Genomic DNA, 17794 nt, shown 5'->3' with positions numbered 1-17794 from the left:
AAAAACTGGATAAACGTCCATATTATCGCCCCGGATGGCGTGAGAGAACAATCGCTTGGCGGCTCAACCCCGGGCCGCGAGGTACTCGTCCTTCAACTTTACATAATTGCCGGCCGTGTAGGGGAAGAAGGCGCGCTCCTTGTCCTTGATCGGCCGCAGCGCCTTGGCCGGGTTGCCGGCATAGACGTGGCCGCCGGCCAGGTGCTTGCCCGGGGTCACCACCGCCCCCGCGGCGATGATCACCTCGTCCTCGACCACGGCGCCGTCCATGACGATGGCGCCCATGCCCACCAGGATGCGGCTGCCCAGGGTGGCCCCGTGCAGGATCGCCTTGTGGCCGATGGTCACGTCGTCGCCGATGGTCAGCGGGAAACCGTCGGGGTTGAAGTCGCTGGCGTGGGTGATGTGCAGCACGCTGCCGTCCTGGACGCTGACCCGCGCGCCGATCCGGATGCGGTGCATGTCGCCGCGGACCACCGCCATCGGCCACACCGAGCTGTCGTCGCCGAGCACCACGTCGCCCAGCACCACGCCGGCGGGATCGATGTAGACCCGCTCGCCCAGCTGCGGCGTCACGCCCTTCCAGGGCCGGATGGCCGTCGAATCACTCATCTTGCACCTCGCTTGTCAGATCAGTCCCGAGACCAATACTACCAGCGTCAGCGGGATCGACACCCAGCGCACCAGGAACCGCCACAGGCGAAAGCCGTTGGGCCCGGCATCCAGGGCACGCAGGGCGACGTGGCCGGGCAGCACCCAGGCGGCGAAGATCGCGATCAGCAGCCCCCCCACCGGCAGGAAGATCTCCGGCGGAATGGTGGTCACCAGCTCGAAGACGTTCATCCCGAACAGCACCCGGACCTCGGACAGCGTCGAGAAGGACAGCACCGACAGCAGACCCAGCAGCCAGACGGCGACACCCACCAGCGCCGAGGCCTGGCCACGGCCGAGGCCCCAGCCCTGGAGGGTGGCGACCATCGGCTCGGCGAGGTTGATCGAGGAGGTCCAGGTGGCCAGCAGCAGCAGCAGGAAGAACAGCGACAGCCACAGGGCCCCGAAGGGCAGGTCGGCGAAGGCCACCGGCAGGGTCACGAACATCAGGCCGGGGCCCTCGCCGGGATCCATGCCCTGGGCGAAGACCACCGAGAAGATGGCGATGCCGGCCAACAGCGCCACGGTGACGTCGAGCACCGCGACGCCGGCCGCCGCCCGGGGCAGGCTCTGGTGGTCCGGCATGTAGGCGCCGTAGGCCATCAATGCACAGGCGCCCACCGCCAGGGTGAAGAAGGCATGCCCCATGGCGGCGATCAGCACCGTCGGCGTGACCGCCGAGGGGTCCGGCGTGAACAGCCAGGCGAGCGCCGGGCCGAAGCCGCGGGTGGTGGCGGCGTGACCGGCCAGCACCAGCAGCAGCAGGTAGAGCAGCGGCATCAGCAGGTTGTTGAGCCGCTCCAGGCCCTTGGCCACCCCCGCGGCCACCACCATCATGGTCATGGCCAAAAAGAGGGTGTGGTTGAAGGTCATGCGCCCGGGATCGGCGAGGAAGGCGTCGAAGCCGGCGCCGATCTCCGCCGCGCCCTGGCCGACGAAGTCGCCGTTGACCGCGGCGACCAGGAACTCGATGGACCAGCCCGAGACCACCGAGTAGAAGGAGAGGATGCAGAACACCGTGAAGGCCCCGAACAGCCCCAGCCAGCGCCAGTGGTGGCTGCGGCCGGCGTGGGTGGCCAGGTGGCCGAGGGACTGCATCGGGCTGCGCCGCCCGGCACGACCGATCAGGATCTCGGCCATCATCACCGGCAGGCCCAGCAGCACCACGAAGGCCACGTAGAGGAGCAGGAAGGCCGCACCACCGTACTCGCCGGTGATGTAGGGGAAGCGCCAGATGTTGCCCAGCCCCACCGCGGCCCCGGTCACGGCCAGGATGAAGGCGCGTCGGCTGCTCCAGCGCTCCAGGGTCTCGTTCATCGCTCTGCTCCGGGCGGTCGTTGCAAAGGGCGCAAGCCTAGCACATTGAAACCCGCCCGGGCCGCCCGCATCTAAGGCATGTTTCCCATCACGTTTCGAGGTGCGCATGTCCGCGAATCCACTGCTCGACTCCCACTCGCTGCCCCCCTTCGCCGAGATCAGACCCGAGCAGGTAGTGCCGGCCATCGAGACCCTGCTGGCCGAGAACCGCGAGGCCATCGAGGACCTGGTGGCCCGCGCCGAACGCGAACCACCCACCTGGGAAAGCCTGGCGGCGCCCCTGGAGGCCCTCAACGACCGCCTGTCGAGGGCCTGGTCGCCGGTCTCGCACCTCAACGGCACCATGAACAACGAGGCGCTGCGGGGCGCCTACGAGACGGGCCTCAGGCTGCTCTCCGAGTACAGCACCTGGCTCGGCCAGCACGAGGGCCTGTTCCGCGCCTGGCAGGCGCTGAAGGACGGCCCGGCCTGGGCCGAGCTCGACGAGGGGCAGCGCCGCACCGTGGACAATGCCCTGCGTGACTTCCGGCTCGCCGGGGTCGACCTGCCGCCCGCCCAGAAGCAGCGCTACGGCGAGATCCAGGCCCGCCTGTCGAGCCTCGCCAACGCCTTCTCCAACCAACTGCTGGACGCCACCCAGGCCTGGCAGTTGCACCTCGACGATGCCAGCCGCCTGGCCGGCCTGCCCGAGAGCGCCCTGGCGACCCTCAAGGCCAACGCCGAGGCCAAGGGACGCGAGGGCTACCGCATCACCCTGGACTTCCCCAGCTTCTTCCCGGTGATGACCCACGCCGACGACCGCGCGCTGCGCCGCGAGGTCTACACCGCCTTCGTCACCCGGGCCTCCGACCAGGGCCCCAATGCCGGGCAGTTCGACAACGCCCCGATCATGGAGGAGACCCTGGCCCTGCGCCGTGAACTCGCCGAGCTGCTGGGGTTCGCCACCTACGCCGACTACTCGCTGGCCACCAAGATGGCCGAGTCGCCCACCCGGGTGGTCACCTTCCTCGAGGACCTGGCCGAGCGCGCCGTGCCCCAGGCCCGGGAGGAATATGCCGAGCTCGCGGCCTTCGCCCGCGACCAGCTGGGCATGGCCGAGCTCGCGCCCTGGGACGTGGGCTATGCCAGCGAGAAGCTGCGCGAGGCCCGCTACGCCATCTCCGACGAGCAGCTGCGCCCCTACTTTCCCGCCCCACGGGTGGTCGATGGCCTGTTCCGGGTGGTCGAGCGCCTCTACGGGGTGACCGTCGAGGAGGATGCCTTGGCGCCGCGCTACCACCCCGACGTGCGCTACTTCCGCATCATGGAGGACGGCGCGCCCATCGCCGGCTTCTACCTGGACCTCTATGCCCGGGAAGGCAAGCGCGGCGGCGCCTGGATGGACGAGTGCCGGGTCCGCCGCCTGGAGGCCGGCGAGCTGCAGCTGCCGGTGGCCTACCTGACCTGCAACTTCACCCGGCCGGTGGGCGACAGGCCCGCCCTGCTGACCCATGACGAGGTCACCACCCTCTTCCACGAGTTCGGCCATGGCCTGCACCACATGCTGACCCGCCAGACCGTCGCCGACATCTCCGGCATCAACGGCGTGGCCTGGGACGCCGTGGAGCTGCCCAGCCAGTTCATGGAGAACTTCTGCTGGGAGCGCGAAGGCCTGGACCTGATCGCCGGCCACGTCGATACCGGTGCGCCGCTGCCCGAGGCGCTGTTCGAGAAGCTGCTGGCGGCCAAGAACTTCCAGTCGGCCATGGGCATGGTGCGCCAGCTGGAGTTCTCGCTGTTCGACTTCCGCCTGCACCTGGAGGCCGCCGCCCCGTCCGCCGCCGACATTCAGGCGCTGCTCGACGAGGTGCGCGACGCCGTCTCGGTGGTGCCGCGGGCCGACTTCAACCGCTTCCAGAACGGCTTCGGGCATATCTTCGCCGGCGGCTACGCGGCGGGTTACTACAGTTACAAGTGGGCCGAGGTGCTCTCCGCGGATGCCTGGAGCGCCTTCGAGGAAGCCGGCATCTTCGACCCCGAGACCGGCCGTCGCTTCCGCACCGAGATCCTCGAGCGGGGCGGCTCCCGGGATGCCGCCGAGCTGTTCCGCGCCTTCCGCGGACGCGAGCCCAGCATCGAGCCGCTGCTGCGCCATTGCGGCATCCGCGCCGCCTGAGTCCGCCTCGCGCGGCCTGCCGCCGGGCCCGCCCCGGCGGCAGGCCATCGGCCCCACGTACCACCGGGCCCCACGGCCCCGACAGGAGCTCACCATGGCCGTCCAGAAACGCTTTATCGCCGGCGCCCTCCGTCCCCGCTGTGCCGAGAGGTGAAACGGCATCGCATCCGTGCCGCCCGACATGCACCTACGCCGCTCCGGCGGCCCCCTTCAGGAGCCCCTATGGCTATCCAGAAACGCTTTATCGCCGGCGCCATCTGTCCCCGCTGTGCCGAGATGGATCGCATCCGTGCCTGGGAGCAGCACGGCATCCGCTACCGGGACTGCGTCAGCTGCGACTTCTTCGAGCAGTTGCCCATCGAGGACGAGGCGTTGCCCGAACTCGAGACCCGGGTCAACCGCGAACGCGAGGAGCCGCACCGCGACGACCTGCAGACCGTGAAGATCCTCGACCCCAAGGCATGATCCCGAGCCTCGCGGCACCTCGGGGCAGGTGCCCGCCCGGCGCGTCCAGGCACGGCTGGCCGCCTTGCCGATGAACGACCTGCACCAGGCCAGTCGCCTCATGGCTGCCCTGGCGCCCCCGGAAGCCGTCGACTGACGAGCGTGTGGATTTCCGCACAGCGAATACCCCCAGGCGTGCGGATCCCCGGACGCACACCCTCGCCGACCTTTCGACCTTAGTCGCAGAAGGATTTTTCATCCTACTGAAAATAATAGGCTTTCCCCGTCATGGAACACCTCTTGCTGCTGGTCAGGGTGTCGAACGACAGCCGACCCGGTTCCGCCTGGGCCGGCCGAGCACAACCATAACCCGAACGGGAGAAACGCCATGACCACGACCACCCGGATCCTCACCGGCACGCTGGCCGGCGCCATGCTGATCGCCGGCAGCGCCCAGGCCGATCGCAGCGACTGGCCGCAGAGCTTCACGGTGGGCACCGCCAGCCAGGGCGGCACCTACTTCGTCTACGGCTCCGGCTGGGCCAACCTGATCGCCGACGAGCTGGGTGTCTCCGGCGGCGGCGAGGTCACCGGCGGCCCCAACCAGAACCTGGCCTTGGTGCACACCGGCGACCTGGCCCTGGGCCTGACCACCATGGGCCCGGCCGCCGAGGCACTGGCCGGCGAGAGCCCGCTGGCACCCGGCGTGAAGCTGGACAACGTCTGCGCACTCTTCCCGATGTACGAGACGCCCTTCTCCATCGCCACCCTCGCCAACAGCGGCATCGAGTCGATCTCCGACATCCCCGACGGCGCCACCATCGGCTTCGGCCCGGCGGCTTCCACCTCCGACACCTACTTCCCGGCCATCCTCGAGGAGCTGGGCGTGAACTTCGAACGCCGCAACGGCGGCTGGAACGACCTGGGGGGCCAGCTGCAGGACGGCCTGATCGACGTCATCGCCTTCGCCGCGGGCATCCCGATCCCGGCGGTCAGCCAGCTCGAGGTGCAGACCGACGTCAACATCATCGAATTCACCGAGGAGGAACAGCAGCAAGTCATCGACGCCTTCCCGGTGTCGCCGTTCCAGATCCCGGCCAGCACCTACCAGACCCTCGAGGAAGATGCCCGCGCCGTCTCCATGTGGAACTTCACCATCGCCGGCTGTGACCTGCCGGAGGATTTCGTCTACGAAATCACCAAGCTGAGCATGGAGAACAACGACAGGATGCGCGACATCCATCGCAGCGCCCAGTTCAGCGTGCCGGAGAACATCGAGTACAACACCGTGCTGCCGTTCCACCCGGGTGCGGTGCGCTGGTACGAGGAGAACGGCTACGAGATTCCCGCCGACCTGAAGCTCTGAGCCATTGACCACCCGCGATCCCGCGTCCCCGACGCGGGATCGCCCCCCGCACGTTCGTCCCTCACCCAAGGGTGACTCCCATGTCCCAGACTCACGATCCCCGTCCCGACGCACACGACGACGAGGAGATCCGCCCCGTCGTCGCCGAAGGCGTCGATGACGACGCCGTGGAATCCAACCGGCGCGTCTACAGCGGCTGGCAGTGGCTGCTGTTCGGCACCCTGGCCATCGTCTATTCCAGCTTTCACCTGGTGTCGCTCAACCTCTATCCGATGGAGACCTGGTCGTTTCGCATCGTGCACATCTGCGGCGCCCTGATCCTCGGCTACGGCTTCTATGCCGGCACCCGCTTCGCCGACGACCGCCACAAGCCCTCACCGGCCTGGCTGGCGTGGCTGAGCTACGCCCTGCTGATCCCCGCGGGCTATGCCCTGGTCCAGGTCTTCCTGATGCAGCAGGCCATGAGCGGCGGCGCCATGCGCATCGAGCCGCACATCGAGGCCTTCCACTACGGCTACCCGCTGATGCTGGCCACCGCGGCGGCCATCCTGCTGTCCTGGAGCTACCGCCAGTACCGCCACCGGCTGTCGCCCGCCGACCTGGTGCTGATGGTCTGCGCCGTCGCCACCGCCGGCTATCTGCTGGTGATGTTCAACAGCCCCCTGCGCGCCTCCACCGGGACCCCCTTCGCGCCGATGGGCATCTCCTACGCGGCCATCGCCGGCGCGGCCCTGATCCTCGAGCTGACGCGTCGCGTCGCCGGCCTGGCGCTGGTGATCATCTCCACCATCTTCCTGGCCTATGTGTTCATCGGCCCCTACCTGCCGGGCTTCCTCGGCTATCCGGGGCTGTCGGTGGGGCGCTTCTTCAGCCAGGTGTACACCGATGCCGGGATACTCGGCCCGACCACTGCCGTGTCCTCGACCTACATCATCCTGTTCATCATCTTCGCCGCCTTCCTGCAGGCTTCGAAGGTCGGCGACTACTTCGTCAACTTCGCCTTCGCCGCCGCCGGCCGGGCCCGCGGTGGCCCCGCCAAGGTGTCGATCTTCGCCTCCGGGCTGATGGGCATGATCAACGGCACCAGCGCCGGCAACGTGGTCTCCACCGGCTCGCTGACCATCCCGCTGATGAAGAAGGTCGGCTACCCGGCCCGCAGCGCCGGCGCCATCGAGGCCGCCGCCTCCACCGGCGGGCAGATCATGCCGCCGATCATGGGCGCCGGGGCCTTCATCATGGCCGAGGTGACCGGCATTCCCTATACCGAGATCGCCGTGGCGGCGCTGATCCCCGCCATCCTCTACTTCCTGTCGATCTACTGCATGGTCGACTTCGAGGCCGCCCGCAAGGGCATGCGCGGCATGCGCAAGGAAGAGATTCCGCTGTTCTCGAAGCTGGTCAAGCAGGTCTACCTGTTCGCGCCGATCATCATCCTGATCGCGGCGCTGTTCATGGGCTACTCGGTGATCCGTGCCGGCACCCTGGCCACCGCCTCGGCGGCCGTGGTGAGCTGGCTGTCGCCCCACAAGATGGGTATCCGCGCCATCCTCCGCGCCCTACAACTCGCCGGCAGCATGTCGATCCAGATCATCGCCGTGTGCGCCTGCGCCGGCCTGATCGTCGGCGTGATCGCCCTGACCGGCGTGGGCGCGCGCTTCTCCTCGCTGCTGCTCGGCCTGGCCGGCGTCAGCCAGCTGCTGGCGCTGTTCTTCGCCATGTGCATCTCGATCCTGCTGGGCATGGGCATGCCGACCACGGCCGCCTATGCGGTGGCCGCCTCGGTGGTCGCCCCGGGCCTGATCGCGATCGGCATCCAGCCGCTGGTGGCGCACTTCTTCGTGTTCTACTTCGCGGTGGTCTCGGCGATCACCCCGCCGGTGGCGCTGGCCTCCTATGCCGCGGCGGGCATCTCCGGGGACAACGCCATGGGCACCTCGGTGGCCTCGTTCAAGATCGGCCTGGCCGCCTTCATCGTGCCCTTCATGTTCTTCTACAGCCCGGCGATGCTGATGGAGGGCTCCTGGCTGCAGATCCTGCGGGTCGGCGTGACCGCCACCCTCGGCATCGTGCTGCTGGCGGCCACCGTCCAGGCCTGGTTCTTCGGCCCGGTCAAGGTCTGGCAGCGCCTGGTGATGCTGATCGGCGCGCTGTGCATGATCTACGGCGGCATCTACAGCGACGTGGCCGGCCTGGCCATCGGCACGGCGCTGTTCCTGTACCAGCGCGGCCGCAACGGCGGCGGCGCCCAGCCGGTGACCTCCGGCTGACGCCTCACCGTCACGCACCACGCGAAGGGCCCCGCCGGATGGCGGGGCCCTTCTGCGTCAGGATTCGTGCCGTCGCTTGCCCACGCTCGCTCAGGAAGCGATCATCCCGCAGGCCACCCGGGCGCCACCACCCCCCAGCGGCTTCGGCTCGTCGGCGTAGTTGTCACCCGCCTCATGGATCATCAGGCTGCGCCCCTGCAGGTCTTCGAGACCGAGTCGAGGGGCCAGCACCGGCAGCCTCGCCTCCCCGTCCTCGTCGACGACCAGCACCGGCAGGTCACCGAGGTGGCCATCGCCATAGGGGCCTTCATGGCGACCTGTCTCGTCGGGATCATAGTGACCGCCCGCCTCGGCGCCCGCCGACTCCCCCTCCGGACCGCATCCGGCGTTCTCGTGGACATGGAAGCCGTGGATGCCGGGAGACAGTCCGCTCAGGTCCGGCGTCAACAGCAGGCCGTGGTCGGTATCCTCGAGGGTGACGGTACCGAGAGACTCCCCCACACCCTCGGGATTGACCCGGTTGACCTCCACTTCCCGGTGCTCGTTGGCCTGAGCCTGGCCGAAGCCGGCAGCAAGCAGCAGGCAAGACAACGCGATTCCCGCAAGTCTGGCTTGGCGCATCTGGCGTCTCCTCTTCCTGTTTCCCTGGACATGGCAACAACAGGCTAGCCCAGAACCTGTCGCACTGCGAAGGCGCATCCGGCCCGGTCCTCGAGGACGCGCAGGGTCGGGTCGGCTCGGCCTGGGCGAGGCCAGCATAGAGAGGGAAGTGCAGCCGGCCTGCACGCCCGGCCGGCTGGGTTCAGGCGGAAATGTTGTCGAGCACCTTGAGGGTCGGCTCGGCCTGGTTCAGCGTATAGAAGTGCAGGCCCGGGGCGCCGCCGTCGAGCAGGCGCTGGCAGAGCCGCGAGATCACCTCCTCTCCGAAGGCGGCGATGGCCTCGCTGTCGTCGCCGTAGGCCTCGAGCTGCTTGCGGATCCAGCGCGGGATCTCGGCGCCGCAGGCATCGGAGAAGCGCGCCAGCTTGGTGTAGTTGGTGATCGGCATGATGCCGGGCACGATCGGCGCCTCGACGCCCAGGGCGCGGGCCCGCTCGACGAAGTGGAAGTAGGCGTCGGCAGTGAAGAAGTACTGGGTGATGGCGAGGTTCGCCCCGGCCTTCATCTTGCGGGCGAAGTTCTCCACGTCGCGGTCGAGGCTGGGCGCCTGGGGATGGGACTCCGGATAGGCCGCCACGGCGATCTCGAAGTGGTCGCCGGTCTCCTCGCGGATGAACTCGACGAGTTCGTTGGCATAGCGCAGCTCGCCGATGCCGCCCATGCCGGAGGGCAGGTCGCCGCGCAGGGCCACCAGGCTGTCGATGCCCTGCTCGCGGTACTGGGCCAGCAGGTCGCGCAGCACCGCCTTCTCGCTGCCGATGCATGACAGGTGCGGCGCGGTGGTGATGCCTGACTCGCGCACGGCCTGCACGGTGTTGAGGGTGCGATGCTGGGTGGAGCCGCCGGCACCGTAGGTGACGGAGAAGAAGCGCGGTTGGCGAGGGGCCAGGGCATCGCGGGTGCGCATCAGCTTGTCCCGCCCGGCGTCGGTGTTGGGCGGGAAGAATTCGAAACTGATGCCCAGCGGATGCTCGTGTGCACTCATCGATCCGGTCCTCGTGGTTCGCGTCGCTTCGGACACGCGGTGTCAGGATGCGCAGCCGCCCGGCGCCGGCCGGGCAATGCGAGAAGTTGGCGCCATTGTGACGATTCGCGGGCAGGGCGACCAATGAAAGTTTCGTCACTCTGCATCGATTTCCTTCATATAAAAACCGCGGGCTGTATAACCAGACGTGCTAAAGAACCGCCGGGCCGCCCCGCCCCGGCGGACTGACAGCCCGGGGGGAGCCAGGCAAGATAGGGACCTTGTCTCCACATGGACGTGATGCATGAGCCTCGATCCCGCCACCCTGATGGGTCCGCTGTGGACGCTGCTGGCCTTCGTCGGCCTGGGCTGGCTGGCCGCCCGCCACCTGGCGGTGGACCCCCGCCCCATCGCCACCCTGCTGATCTACCTGATCGCGCCGCTGACCTTCTTCCGCGGCCTGACCCAGGGCGGCCCCACGCCGGCCTATCTGCTGATCACCGGGGCCCTGTTCGTCGCGGCCAGCCTGGTCGCCCTGCTGGTCAGCCGCCTGGCCCGCCGCGCCCTGCCCGGCGAGGAGAGCGCCGTGCTGGCCTTCTCGGCGGGTACCGGCAACACCGGCTACTTCGGCCTGCCGGTAGCCCTGGTGCTGCTGCCACCCTCGGGGGTGACCCTCTACCTGTTCGGGGTGCTGGGGGTGACCCTCTACGAGTTCACCCTGGGCTTCTACCTGAGCGCCCGGGGACGCTTCTCGGTGCGCCAGAGCCTGGTCAAGATCCTGCGCCTGCCGATGATCTACGCCTTCCTGGCGGCGCTGCTGGTCGAGGCCTCCGGGCTCGCGGTGCCGGCAGCGGTCATGGAGGGGCTCGCGGTCTTCCCGCCTACCTATACCCTGCTCGGCATGATGATCATCGGCATGACGCTGGGCCGGGTGAGCGTACGGGAATTCGATCTGCGCTTTATCAGCGCCTGCGTGGCGGTGCGCTACGGGCTCTGGCCGCTGCTGGCCCTGGGCGTCGTGCTGGCGCTGCAGGCCACCCTGGGGCTCTCGCCGGAGCTCGCCATGGCGCTGTTGCTGATCGGCGTGGTGCCGATGGCCGCCAACGTGGTGGTGGTGGCCATGGAACTCGGCATCGCCCCCGAGAAGGGCGCGCTGGCGGTGCTGCTCACCACCCTGGCGGCGCCTCTGCTGATCCCGCTCTACCTGACGGGCCTCGCCGGCCTGGCCGGTCTCGGCTGAACGGCTACTCGGGCGCCAGCAGCCGGGCCACCAGCCGGCCGATGGTCAGGCCCTGGACGAGGATCGAGAACAGCACGATCAGGTAGGTGATGGTCAGCAGCACATCCCGGGCCTCGCCGCTGGGGATGGCCAACGCCAGGGCCACCGAGATGCCGCCACGCAGGCCGCCCCAGGTGAGGATCCGCGCCGAGCCCCGGCGGAAGCCCAGCGTCTCGCGCAGCAGCATCACCGGCAGCCCGATGGTCACCAGGCGCACGCCGAGCAGCACCGGGATCAGCCCGGCGGCGACCCACAGCTGCCATCCGGCGAACGGGATCAGCAGCACCTCGAGGCCGAGCAGCACGAACAGCAGGGTGTTGAGCAGCTCGTCGATCAGCTCCCAGAAGGCATCGAGCTGCGCCCGGGTGGTCTCCGACATGGCGCTCTCGCGGGCCTTGTTGCCGACCAGCAGGCCGGCGACCACCATGGCGATGGGACCGGACACGTGCAGCTGCAGGGCCAGCGCATAGCCGCCCAGCACCAGGGCCAGGGAGACCAGCACCTCGATGCGGTACTCGTCGATGCTGCGCATCAGCGCATAGGCCACCCCCCCCACCGCCAGGCCCAGGGCGATGCCGCCGCCGGCCTCCTGCAGGAAGAGCGCCCCGGCATGGCCCGGGGTGAGCGCCTCGCTGCCCGCGGCGGCGCCCAGCAGCAGGGTGAAGACCACCACGGCCACCCCGTCGTTGAACAGCGACTCGCCGACGATGCGCAGCTCCAGGTCCACCGGCGCCCCGGCCTTGCGCAGGATACCCAGCACGGCGATGGGATCGGTGGGCGAGATCAGGGCGCCGAACACCAGGCAGTACAGCCAGGACAGCTCGACCCCGGCGAGGCGCAGCAGGCCGTAGGTCGCCGCGCCGATGGCCAGGGTCGAGATCACCACCCCCAGGGTGGCCAGGAAGCCGATCGACCAGCGGTAACGCCGCAGTCGGTCCAGGTCGATGTGCAGGGCGCCGGCGAACAGCAGCAGCGACAGCAGGCCCTCCATGACCAGCTCGTTGAAGTCGAAGCGCGCCACCCAGTCGGCGGCCCGCGCCTCGAGCCCCGGCAGCCCCAGCCAGGCCAGCCCCTGCAGCCCCCAGGACAGCACCAGGGCGATGGCCATCACCCCGATGGTGGTGGGCAGGCGGATTAACCGCTGGTTGAGCCAGGCCAGCGCCGCGGTGAGGGAGACGATGATCGCGAGCAGATTCAGCATGGGCCATCCTTGTGCCAGGTATGGGGGCCGCCGCGGCGTGGCCGGCAGCTGGCGGTGTTCCCACTCTCGGCCGCGCCGGCGGGCGGAGCCACGCCCGGGGTGTCCGCCGAGAGCGCAGGCGACCCGGCGACTAGGAGGCCCCGCCCAGGTCCGGCGCTACCAGCACCCGGGCGGCCGCGGGCCGCGCCCGCAGACGCTGCGTGTAGGCCACCAGCCGCGGGGTCTCGGCGAGGAAGGCCTCGGCGGCGGGCAGGCCCAGCAGGTAGTCGAGCATCGGCGCGGCGATGGCGTCGGCGATGCTGAAGGCCTCACCCACCAGGTAGTCGCCGTGGGCCAGCTGCCCCTCGAGCAGGCCCAGCAGGCGCGCCACCTCCGGCTGGGCCGCGGCGACCGCCTCCTGGCGCACGGCACCCCCCTCGCCCTTGGGAAAGACGAACTCCAGCAGGTAGCGACGCACCAGGGCCTGGTCCACGTAGAGGGCGAGGATCCCGGTCCACTGATCGACCTGGGCCCGCGCCCAGGGATCCTCGGGTTGCAGCGGTGGCCCCTCGAAGGCGGCGTCGAGGTAGCGGCAGATGCTCGGTGTCTCGATCAGGCGCCGCTCGCCGTGGAGCAGGATCGGGAGCTTGCCGAAGGGGTGCAGGGCGTAGTGCTCGGGGGAGTGCAGGCCGAGGGGCCGGCCGTCGACCTCGGCGCCCAGGGTGTAGGGGATGCCCTTCTCCTCGCAGCACAGCTGGACGCTGCGCACGAAGGTGCTGAATTGGGGGCCGACGATTTGCACGGAAGCGGTCATGACGAGAAACCTTTCGCGGGGGGATGATGGCAGGTGAATCCGCCACATCCTATGTTCTAGAACCTCTGGCGTCGTCCTGCCATGCCGGCGCGCCTGGAAGCGGCGCCGACGGAAGCGCGTCGCATGGCAGCAGGCGGAAACGGCGATCGGTGGCCGGCGGCAGCCGGGTCGCAGGCAGGCTATGGTTAACCTGTCCGCCCGCCGGCACATTCACCACCCGAACGGAGGATCCCACCATGCTGCGCCCCCCTACCCGTCTCGGTCTGCTTCTGGCCGTCCTGATCACCCTCGCGTTTCCCGCCCAGGCCCACCATGGCTGGGCCTGGGCAGAGGACGAGCCCACCACGCTGACCGGCACCATCACCGCGGTTCGCCTGGGCAACCCCCATGGCAACCTGACCCTGGACGTGGACGGCACCGCCTGGACGGTGGAAGTCGGCCAGCCCTGGCGCAACCGGCGCGCCGGCCTCGAGCCCGGGGACCTGGCCGAGGGCATCGAGATCCGGGTGCTGGGCGCGCCCTCGCGCGACTCCGACGAGAAGCGGCTCAAGGCCGTGCAATTGTGGATCGACGGCGAGGCCTTCCCTCTCTATCCGGACCGACTGTGATCCCTCGCCGCTCGACGCCTCGTGGATAGTCTGATCGCGTGGCTGGCACAGACCTCGCCGGCCGACTGGATGCGGCTGTCGCGCTGGGGCTACGCCGGCGTCAACACCCTGCACGTGCTGGGCATCGCCCTGCTGGTCGGCGCGATCCTGCCACTGGACCTGCGCCTGATGGGCCGGCGTCCCGAGCTGCCGCTGGTCGATGCGGCCCGACTACTACAGCCGGTGGCCGTCCTGGGCCTCGTCCTGGCGCTGGCCACCGGCGCCCTGCTGTTCCTCGCCGCGCCCGGCGACTACCTGGCGATGCCGCTGTTCCTGGCCAAGCTGACCCTGATCGCCGCGGCCGTCGGCAATGCCCTGTGGCTGAACCTGGGCCCGGGACTGGCCCGCGCCACGCGCCGCCGGCTCTGGCTGGCCGGTGGCGCCTCGCTGCTGCTGTGGCTGGTGGTGCTGATCTGCGGCCGGCTGCTCGCCTTCGTCGCGGAATGAGGCCGCCGGGCGCGGGGCGTCAGGAGGCGCGACCGGCCGCGGCGACGGGCAAGGCCGCCCCCTCGGAAACGGACGAAGCCGCCATGACGGGTTCACGCTCGATGATCTCACCCCGCCAGTCGACCAGTTGGAGCCGCCCGTCGGGTGTCTCCAGCAGGGCCGTGCAGTGTTCCACCCAGTCGCCGTCGTTGCAGTAGAGCACGCCGTCCCGGGCCCGGAACCCGGCCTTGTGGATATGCCCGCCGACGTAGCCGTCGAGCCCTTCCCGGGCCGCCTGGTGCAAGGCCGCCTGCTCGAACTGGGCGACATAGCGCTGGGCGGCACCGACCCGGCGCTTGAGCGCGCTGGCCAGCGACCAGTAGGGCAGGCCCAGCAGGCCGCGGGTGCGGTTGCACCAGCGATTGAGCGCCAGCACGAACTGGTGCATGCCGTCGCCCAGGGTCAGCAGCCAGGGGGCAATGCGCACATGGGTGTCGAACTCATCGCCATGGCTGACCAGCAGGCAGCGGCCGTCGGCGGTGGTATGGATCATGCGCCGCTCGATGCGCACCCGGTGGACGCGCAGGCCACACAGCCGCCGCAGGGCGGCATCATGGTTGCCGGGGATGTAGACGATCTCGCAGCCCCCCCGGGCCAGGCGCAGCAGCCGGGCGGCCAGGCGCTGCTGGGCCGGGGGCAGCACCGCCCGCTTGCGCATGGCGATCAGGTCGACGATGTCGCCGACCAGGTAGAGGCGCTCGGGACGCACGCGACGCAGCAGGCTCGCCAGCAGCTCGGCCTGGCAGTCCCGGGTGCCCAGGTGGACATCGGAGACGAAGAGGGTGCGGGCGGTGGGCGGGGTCGGCATGGGGCGGTCTCCTCGACAGACCCGACCAGCCTGGCGCACCGCGGTGACGCCACCGTGGCGGTCGCGTGTCACTGCCGTGACAGGGCTAATCGCCCCGGCGCCGAGCGCGCCTGGGCGCCTCGTCGGTGGTGCGGGTTTGCCGCCGGCTGTGCCGCTTGCAGCTGTACATGGCGCTGTCGGCCCGCTGGATGAGGATATCCATGTCCGCCACTCCCTCCTGCCAGGGCCGGTAGGTGGCCTCGCCGACGCTGACCGTGGCCACCAGCTCCGGGTCGCTCTCGAGCCGCCCCGACGCCAGCGCCGAGAGGCGACGCACCCGGTCGCCGGCCTCGGTCGCATCGGCGTCGGGCATGATCATCAGGAACTCGTCGCCGCCCAGGCGGCAAGCCAGCTCGCCGTTGCGCAACTGGTCGGCGATGGCTCGGGCCACGTGGCAGATCAACCGGTCGCCGCTGGCATGCCCGTGGCTGTCGTTGACGACCTTGAGACGGTCGATGTCCACCAGCAGCAGGGACAGCGGCCAACGCTTGCGGTAGCAGTCGTCGAGGTTCTCGCGCAGGAAGGTCATCCCCCAGCGGCGGTTGGCCAGCCCGGTCATGGCATTGAAGTTGGCCAGGTAGGTCAGTTCCTGCTGCTGGGTCGCCAGTTCCTGGTTGGCGGCGGTCAGCTCGGCGTTGCGTTCCCGCAGCGCATGGCTCAGGGCGGCGGTGCGCTGGAAGATGCCATAGCGCACATAGGAGAGCAGCGGCGAGATCAGCCAGCCGATCAGCAGGAAGACGCCGCCCAGACGCAGCAGCTCGACCAGCGCGAAGGGGCTCCACAGGACGAAGCACAGGCCATAGGCCACCAGCATCACGCCGTTGTGCACCAGCATGTAGACAGGGCGCCATACGGACACCACCGGCAGCAGGATGAACATGACCACCGCCAGGCTCTGGTTCCAGAAGAAGAAGGCGAAGGGCTCCGTGACCTGGGCGGCCCCCCAGGCCAGGAACAGCGTGGTGCCCAGGGCCGCCACCAGCAGCGCCCGCTCGCTGCGCATGGGCCGGCGATGCTGCCAGGCCAGGCACAGCGCCAGCAGTCCCACCACCAGCAGCCGGCCGACCCACAGGGCCGGCCAGCGCTCGGGGACCATCCAGTAGTCGAAGGGCAGATAGCAGAGCAGGCCGATGATCCCGCAGGCCATCAGGACGGCATTCAGGCGCGCCTGTTGCTCGCACGCCTCTGCCGAGGGCCTTGCCTGCCGGTCTGCCGACACGAACTCCTCCCGGGGCGGGCTCGGGCCCGCCCATGAGACCGGACGGGGTCAATAGCGATAGGCATCGGGCTTGTAGGGCCCCTCCACCGGCACGCCGGTATACTCGGCCTGGGCCTCGCTCATGCGGGTGATGACGCCCCCGAAGCCCTCGACCATGTAGCGGGCCACCTCCTCGTCCAGGTACCGCGGCAGCACCGAGACCCCGAGCGCCTCGCGCTTGCCGGCGTCGTCGAGGCCGGCGAACCCGCGCGCGTAGAGATGGATCTGCGCCAGCACCTGATTGGCGAAGGAGCCGTCCATGACCCGGGAGGGGTGGCCGGTGGCATTGCCGAGGTTCACCAGCCGGCCCTCGGAGAGCAGGATCAAGTAGTCGCGGCTGTCGGGGTCGTAGTTCCCCGGCTCGCTGTCCCGGTAGACCTTGTGCACCTGGGGCTTGACCTCCTCCCAGTGCCACTGGCGGCGCATATGGGCGGTGTCGATCTCGCTGTCGAAGTGGCCGATGTTGCATACCACCGCGCCCGGCTTGAGGGACGCGAGCATGGCGGCGTCGCAGGCATCGATGTTGCCGGTGGCGGTGACCACCAGGTCGATGCGCGAGAGCAGGGCACGGTCGATGCTCTCCCTGCCGGCATTGATGCCGTCGCGGTAGGGTGAGACCACCTCGAAGCCGTCCATGCAAGCCTGCATGGCACAGATCGGGTCGATCTCGACGATGCGGACGATCATGCCCTCCTGGCGCAGCGAAGCCGCCGAGCCCTTGCCCACGTCGCCGTAGCCCATCACCAGTGCCTGCTTGCCGGCCAGCAGGTGGTCGACGCCGCGCTTGATGGCGTCGTTCAGCGAGTGGCGGCAACCGTACTTGTTGTCGTTCTTGGACTTGGTCACGGCGTCGTTGACGTTGATCGCCGGCACCCGCAGGGTGCCCTCCCGCATCATCTCCAGCAGGCGGTGCACGCCGGTGGTGGTCTCCTCGCTGATGCCGTGGACGCCGTCGAGCAGCTCCGGGCGCTTGTCGTGCAGCAGCGCCGTGAGGTCGCCGCCGTCGTCGAGCACCAGGTTCGGCACCCAGCCCTCCGGGCCCTCCACCGTCTGGCCGATGCACCACCAGAAGTCCTCCTCGGTCTCGCCCTTCCAGGCGAAGACCGGGATGCCGGCGGCGGCGATGGCCGCGGCGGCATGATCCTGGGTGGAGAAGATGTTGCACGAGGACCAGCGCACCGAGGCCCCGAGGTCGATCAGCGTCTCGATCAGCACCGCGGTCTGGATGGTCATGTGGATGCAGCCGGCAATCCGCGCCCCGGCGAGGGGCTGGGCGGCGTGGTATTTCTCGCGGATCGCCATCAGGGCCGGCATCTCGGTCTCGGCGATACGGATCTCGCGACGGCCCCAGTCGGCCAGGGCGATATCGGCGACCTTGTAGTCCGTGGCGGTGGGCGCGGATACGACGGGCTGATTCATGCGTCACCTCTTTCCCGGGGAAAAACGTGACCTTCACTAT

General features: G+C 69.4%; 16 protein-coding genes. 7 read left to right on the top strand and 9 right to left on the bottom strand.

The features are described from left to right. Positions 1–63 precede the first annotated feature (63 nt). Together FHR97_RS08460 and FHR97_RS08455 are read right to left on the bottom strand one after the other, a co-directional pair. Positions 64–612, bottom strand: coding sequence for a gamma carbonic anhydrase family protein (locus tag FHR97_RS08460; RefSeq protein ID WP_183383348.1), 549 nt, complete (start codon positions 610–612; stop codon positions 64–66). 15 nt (positions 613–627) lie between these two features. Next, entirely contained in the window at positions 628–1968 is a 1341-nt protein-coding gene (locus FHR97_RS08455; RefSeq protein WP_183383347.1) for a sodium-dependent transporter, read from the bottom strand. A gap of 106 nt (positions 1969–2074) precedes the next feature. Here FHR97_RS08455 and prlC point away from each other — a divergent pair, with 106 nt between their 5' ends. The 4 genes from prlC (at position 2075) to FHR97_RS08435 (ending at position 8200) form a co-directional block, all read left to right on the top strand. Continuing rightward, positions 2075–4123, top strand: coding sequence for an oligopeptidase A (prlC, locus tag FHR97_RS08450; RefSeq protein WP_183383346.1), 2049 nt, complete (start codon positions 2075–2077; stop codon positions 4121–4123). A 222-nt stretch (positions 4124–4345) separates the two neighbouring features. Then, a complete protein-coding gene (locus FHR97_RS08445) occupies positions 4346–4588 on the top strand; it encodes a YheV family putative zinc ribbon protein (RefSeq protein ID WP_183383345.1) in 243 nt (80 codons plus the stop codon). A 367-nt stretch (positions 4589–4955) separates the two neighbouring features. After that, complete coding sequence (locus tag FHR97_RS08440) at positions 4956–5933, top strand: TAXI family TRAP transporter solute-binding subunit (RefSeq protein ID WP_183383344.1); 978 nt, start codon at positions 4956–4958, stop codon at positions 5931–5933. 80 nt (positions 5934–6013) lie between these two features. Beyond that, on the top strand, positions 6014–8200 hold the full coding sequence (locus FHR97_RS08435) for a TRAP transporter permease (protein WP_183383343.1): 2187 nt from the start codon (positions 6014–6016) through the stop codon (positions 8198–8200). A 90-nt stretch (positions 8201–8290) separates the two neighbouring features. Here FHR97_RS08435 and sodC read toward each other — a convergent pair whose 3' ends face one another. Further along, positions 8291–8821, bottom strand: coding sequence for a superoxide dismutase family protein (sodC, locus tag FHR97_RS08430; RefSeq protein WP_183383342.1), 531 nt, complete (start codon positions 8819–8821; stop codon positions 8291–8293). A gap of 181 nt (positions 8822–9002) precedes the next feature. Then, the gene (metF, locus tag FHR97_RS08425) at positions 9003–9845 is read right to left on the bottom strand and encodes a methylenetetrahydrofolate reductase [NAD(P)H] (protein ID WP_183383341.1); all 843 of its coding nucleotides are present in this window, start codon (positions 9843–9845) and stop codon (positions 9003–9005) included. 283 nt (positions 9846–10128) lie between these two features. Here metF and FHR97_RS08420 point away from each other — a divergent pair, with 283 nt between their 5' ends. Continuing rightward, positions 10129–11064 (top strand): AEC family transporter, encoded by a 936-nt coding sequence (locus FHR97_RS08420; RefSeq protein WP_183383340.1) that lies wholly within the window; start codon positions 10129–10131, stop codon positions 11062–11064. A gap of 4 nt (positions 11065–11068) precedes the next feature. On the opposite strand, the gene FHR97_RS08415 is transcribed toward FHR97_RS08420, so the two are convergent. Both FHR97_RS08415 and FHR97_RS08410 read right to left on the bottom strand, forming a co-directional pair. Next, complete coding sequence (locus FHR97_RS08415) at positions 11069–12304, bottom strand: cation:proton antiporter (protein ID WP_183383339.1); 1236 nt, start codon at positions 12302–12304, stop codon at positions 11069–11071. Between the two features lie 130 nt (positions 12305–12434). After that, positions 12435–13097 (bottom strand): glutathione S-transferase family protein, encoded by a 663-nt coding sequence (locus tag FHR97_RS08410; protein ID WP_183383338.1) that lies wholly within the window; start codon positions 13095–13097, stop codon positions 12435–12437. 236 nt (positions 13098–13333) lie between these two features. On the opposite strand from FHR97_RS08410, the gene FHR97_RS08405 reads away from it, so the two are divergent. Both FHR97_RS08405 and FHR97_RS08400 read left to right on the top strand, forming a co-directional pair. Then, a complete protein-coding gene (locus FHR97_RS08405; RefSeq protein WP_183383337.1) occupies positions 13334–13705 on the top strand; it encodes a DUF6152 family protein in 372 nt (123 codons plus the stop codon). Between the two features lie 21 nt (positions 13706–13726). Beyond that, positions 13727–14191, top strand: a complete 465-nt coding sequence (locus FHR97_RS08400; protein WP_183383336.1) for a hypothetical protein — start codon at positions 13727–13729, stop codon at positions 14189–14191. 19 nt (positions 14192–14210) lie between these two features. Here the strand turns inward: FHR97_RS08400 and FHR97_RS08395 are convergent, their stop codons facing one another. From FHR97_RS08395 to ahcY, 3 genes are all read right to left on the bottom strand, one after another. Next, a complete protein-coding gene (locus FHR97_RS08395) occupies positions 14211–15038 on the bottom strand; it encodes a UDP-2,3-diacylglucosamine diphosphatase (protein ID WP_183383335.1) in 828 nt (275 codons plus the stop codon). An 85-nt stretch (positions 15039–15123) separates the two neighbouring features. Next, positions 15124–16296 (bottom strand): diguanylate cyclase, encoded by a 1173-nt coding sequence (locus tag FHR97_RS20495; RefSeq protein ID WP_183383334.1) that lies wholly within the window; start codon positions 16294–16296, stop codon positions 15124–15126. 48 nt (positions 16297–16344) lie between these two features. Then, a complete protein-coding gene (gene ahcY / locus FHR97_RS08385; RefSeq protein ID WP_183383333.1) occupies positions 16345–17754 on the bottom strand; it encodes an adenosylhomocysteinase in 1410 nt (469 codons plus the stop codon). Positions 17755–17794 lie beyond the last annotated feature (40 nt).

It is taken from the genome of Halomonas stenophila, from assembly GCF_014192275.1.
Classification (GTDB): Bacteria; Pseudomonadota; Gammaproteobacteria; order Pseudomonadales; family Halomonadaceae; genus Halomonas; species Halomonas stenophila.
This window is presented reverse-complemented; position numbering and strand designations above follow the sequence as displayed.

What these genes read in the sequence shown, in the direction of transcription:
- FHR97_RS08395 (WP_183383335.1), bottom strand. Translation starts at nt 15,038, where the DNA reads ATGCCGACCCCGCCCACCGCCCGCACCCTCTTCGTCTCCGATGTCCAC.
- FHR97_RS08410 (WP_183383338.1), bottom strand. Translation starts at nt 13,097, where the DNA reads ATGACCGCTTCCGTGCAAATCGTCGGCCCCCAATTCAGCACCTTCGTG.
- FHR97_RS08455 (WP_183383347.1), bottom strand. Translation starts at nt 1,968, where the DNA reads ATGAACGAGACCCTGGAGCGCTGGAGCAGCCGACGCGCCTTCATCCTG.
- prlC (WP_183383346.1), top strand. Translation starts at nt 2,075, where the DNA reads ATGTCCGCGAATCCACTGCTCGACTCCCACTCGCTGCCCCCCTTCGCC.
- FHR97_RS08445 (WP_183383345.1), top strand. Translation starts at nt 4,346, where the DNA reads ATGGCTATCCAGAAACGCTTTATCGCCGGCGCCATCTGTCCCCGCTGT.
- sodC (WP_183383342.1), bottom strand. Translation starts at nt 8,821, where the DNA reads ATGCGCCAAGCCAGACTTGCGGGAATCGCGTTGTCTTGCCTGCTGCTT.
- FHR97_RS08460 (WP_183383348.1), bottom strand. Translation starts at nt 612, where the DNA reads ATGAGTGATTCGACGGCCATCCGGCCCTGGAAGGGCGTGACGCCGCAG.
- FHR97_RS08420 (WP_183383340.1), top strand. Translation starts at nt 10,129, where the DNA reads ATGAGCCTCGATCCCGCCACCCTGATGGGTCCGCTGTGGACGCTGCTG.
- FHR97_RS08440 (WP_183383344.1), top strand. Translation starts at nt 4,956, where the DNA reads ATGACCACGACCACCCGGATCCTCACCGGCACGCTGGCCGGCGCCATG.
- ahcY (WP_183383333.1), bottom strand. Translation starts at nt 17,754, where the DNA reads ATGAATCAGCCCGTCGTATCCGCGCCCACCGCCACGGACTACAAGGTC.
- FHR97_RS08405 (WP_183383337.1), top strand. Translation starts at nt 13,334, where the DNA reads ATGCTGCGCCCCCCTACCCGTCTCGGTCTGCTTCTGGCCGTCCTGATC.
- FHR97_RS08415 (WP_183383339.1), bottom strand. Translation starts at nt 12,304, where the DNA reads ATGCTGAATCTGCTCGCGATCATCGTCTCCCTCACCGCGGCGCTGGCC.
- FHR97_RS08435 (WP_183383343.1), top strand. Translation starts at nt 6,014, where the DNA reads ATGTCCCAGACTCACGATCCCCGTCCCGACGCACACGACGACGAGGAG.
- metF (WP_183383341.1), bottom strand. Translation starts at nt 9,845, where the DNA reads ATGAGTGCACACGAGCATCCGCTGGGCATCAGTTTCGAATTCTTCCCG.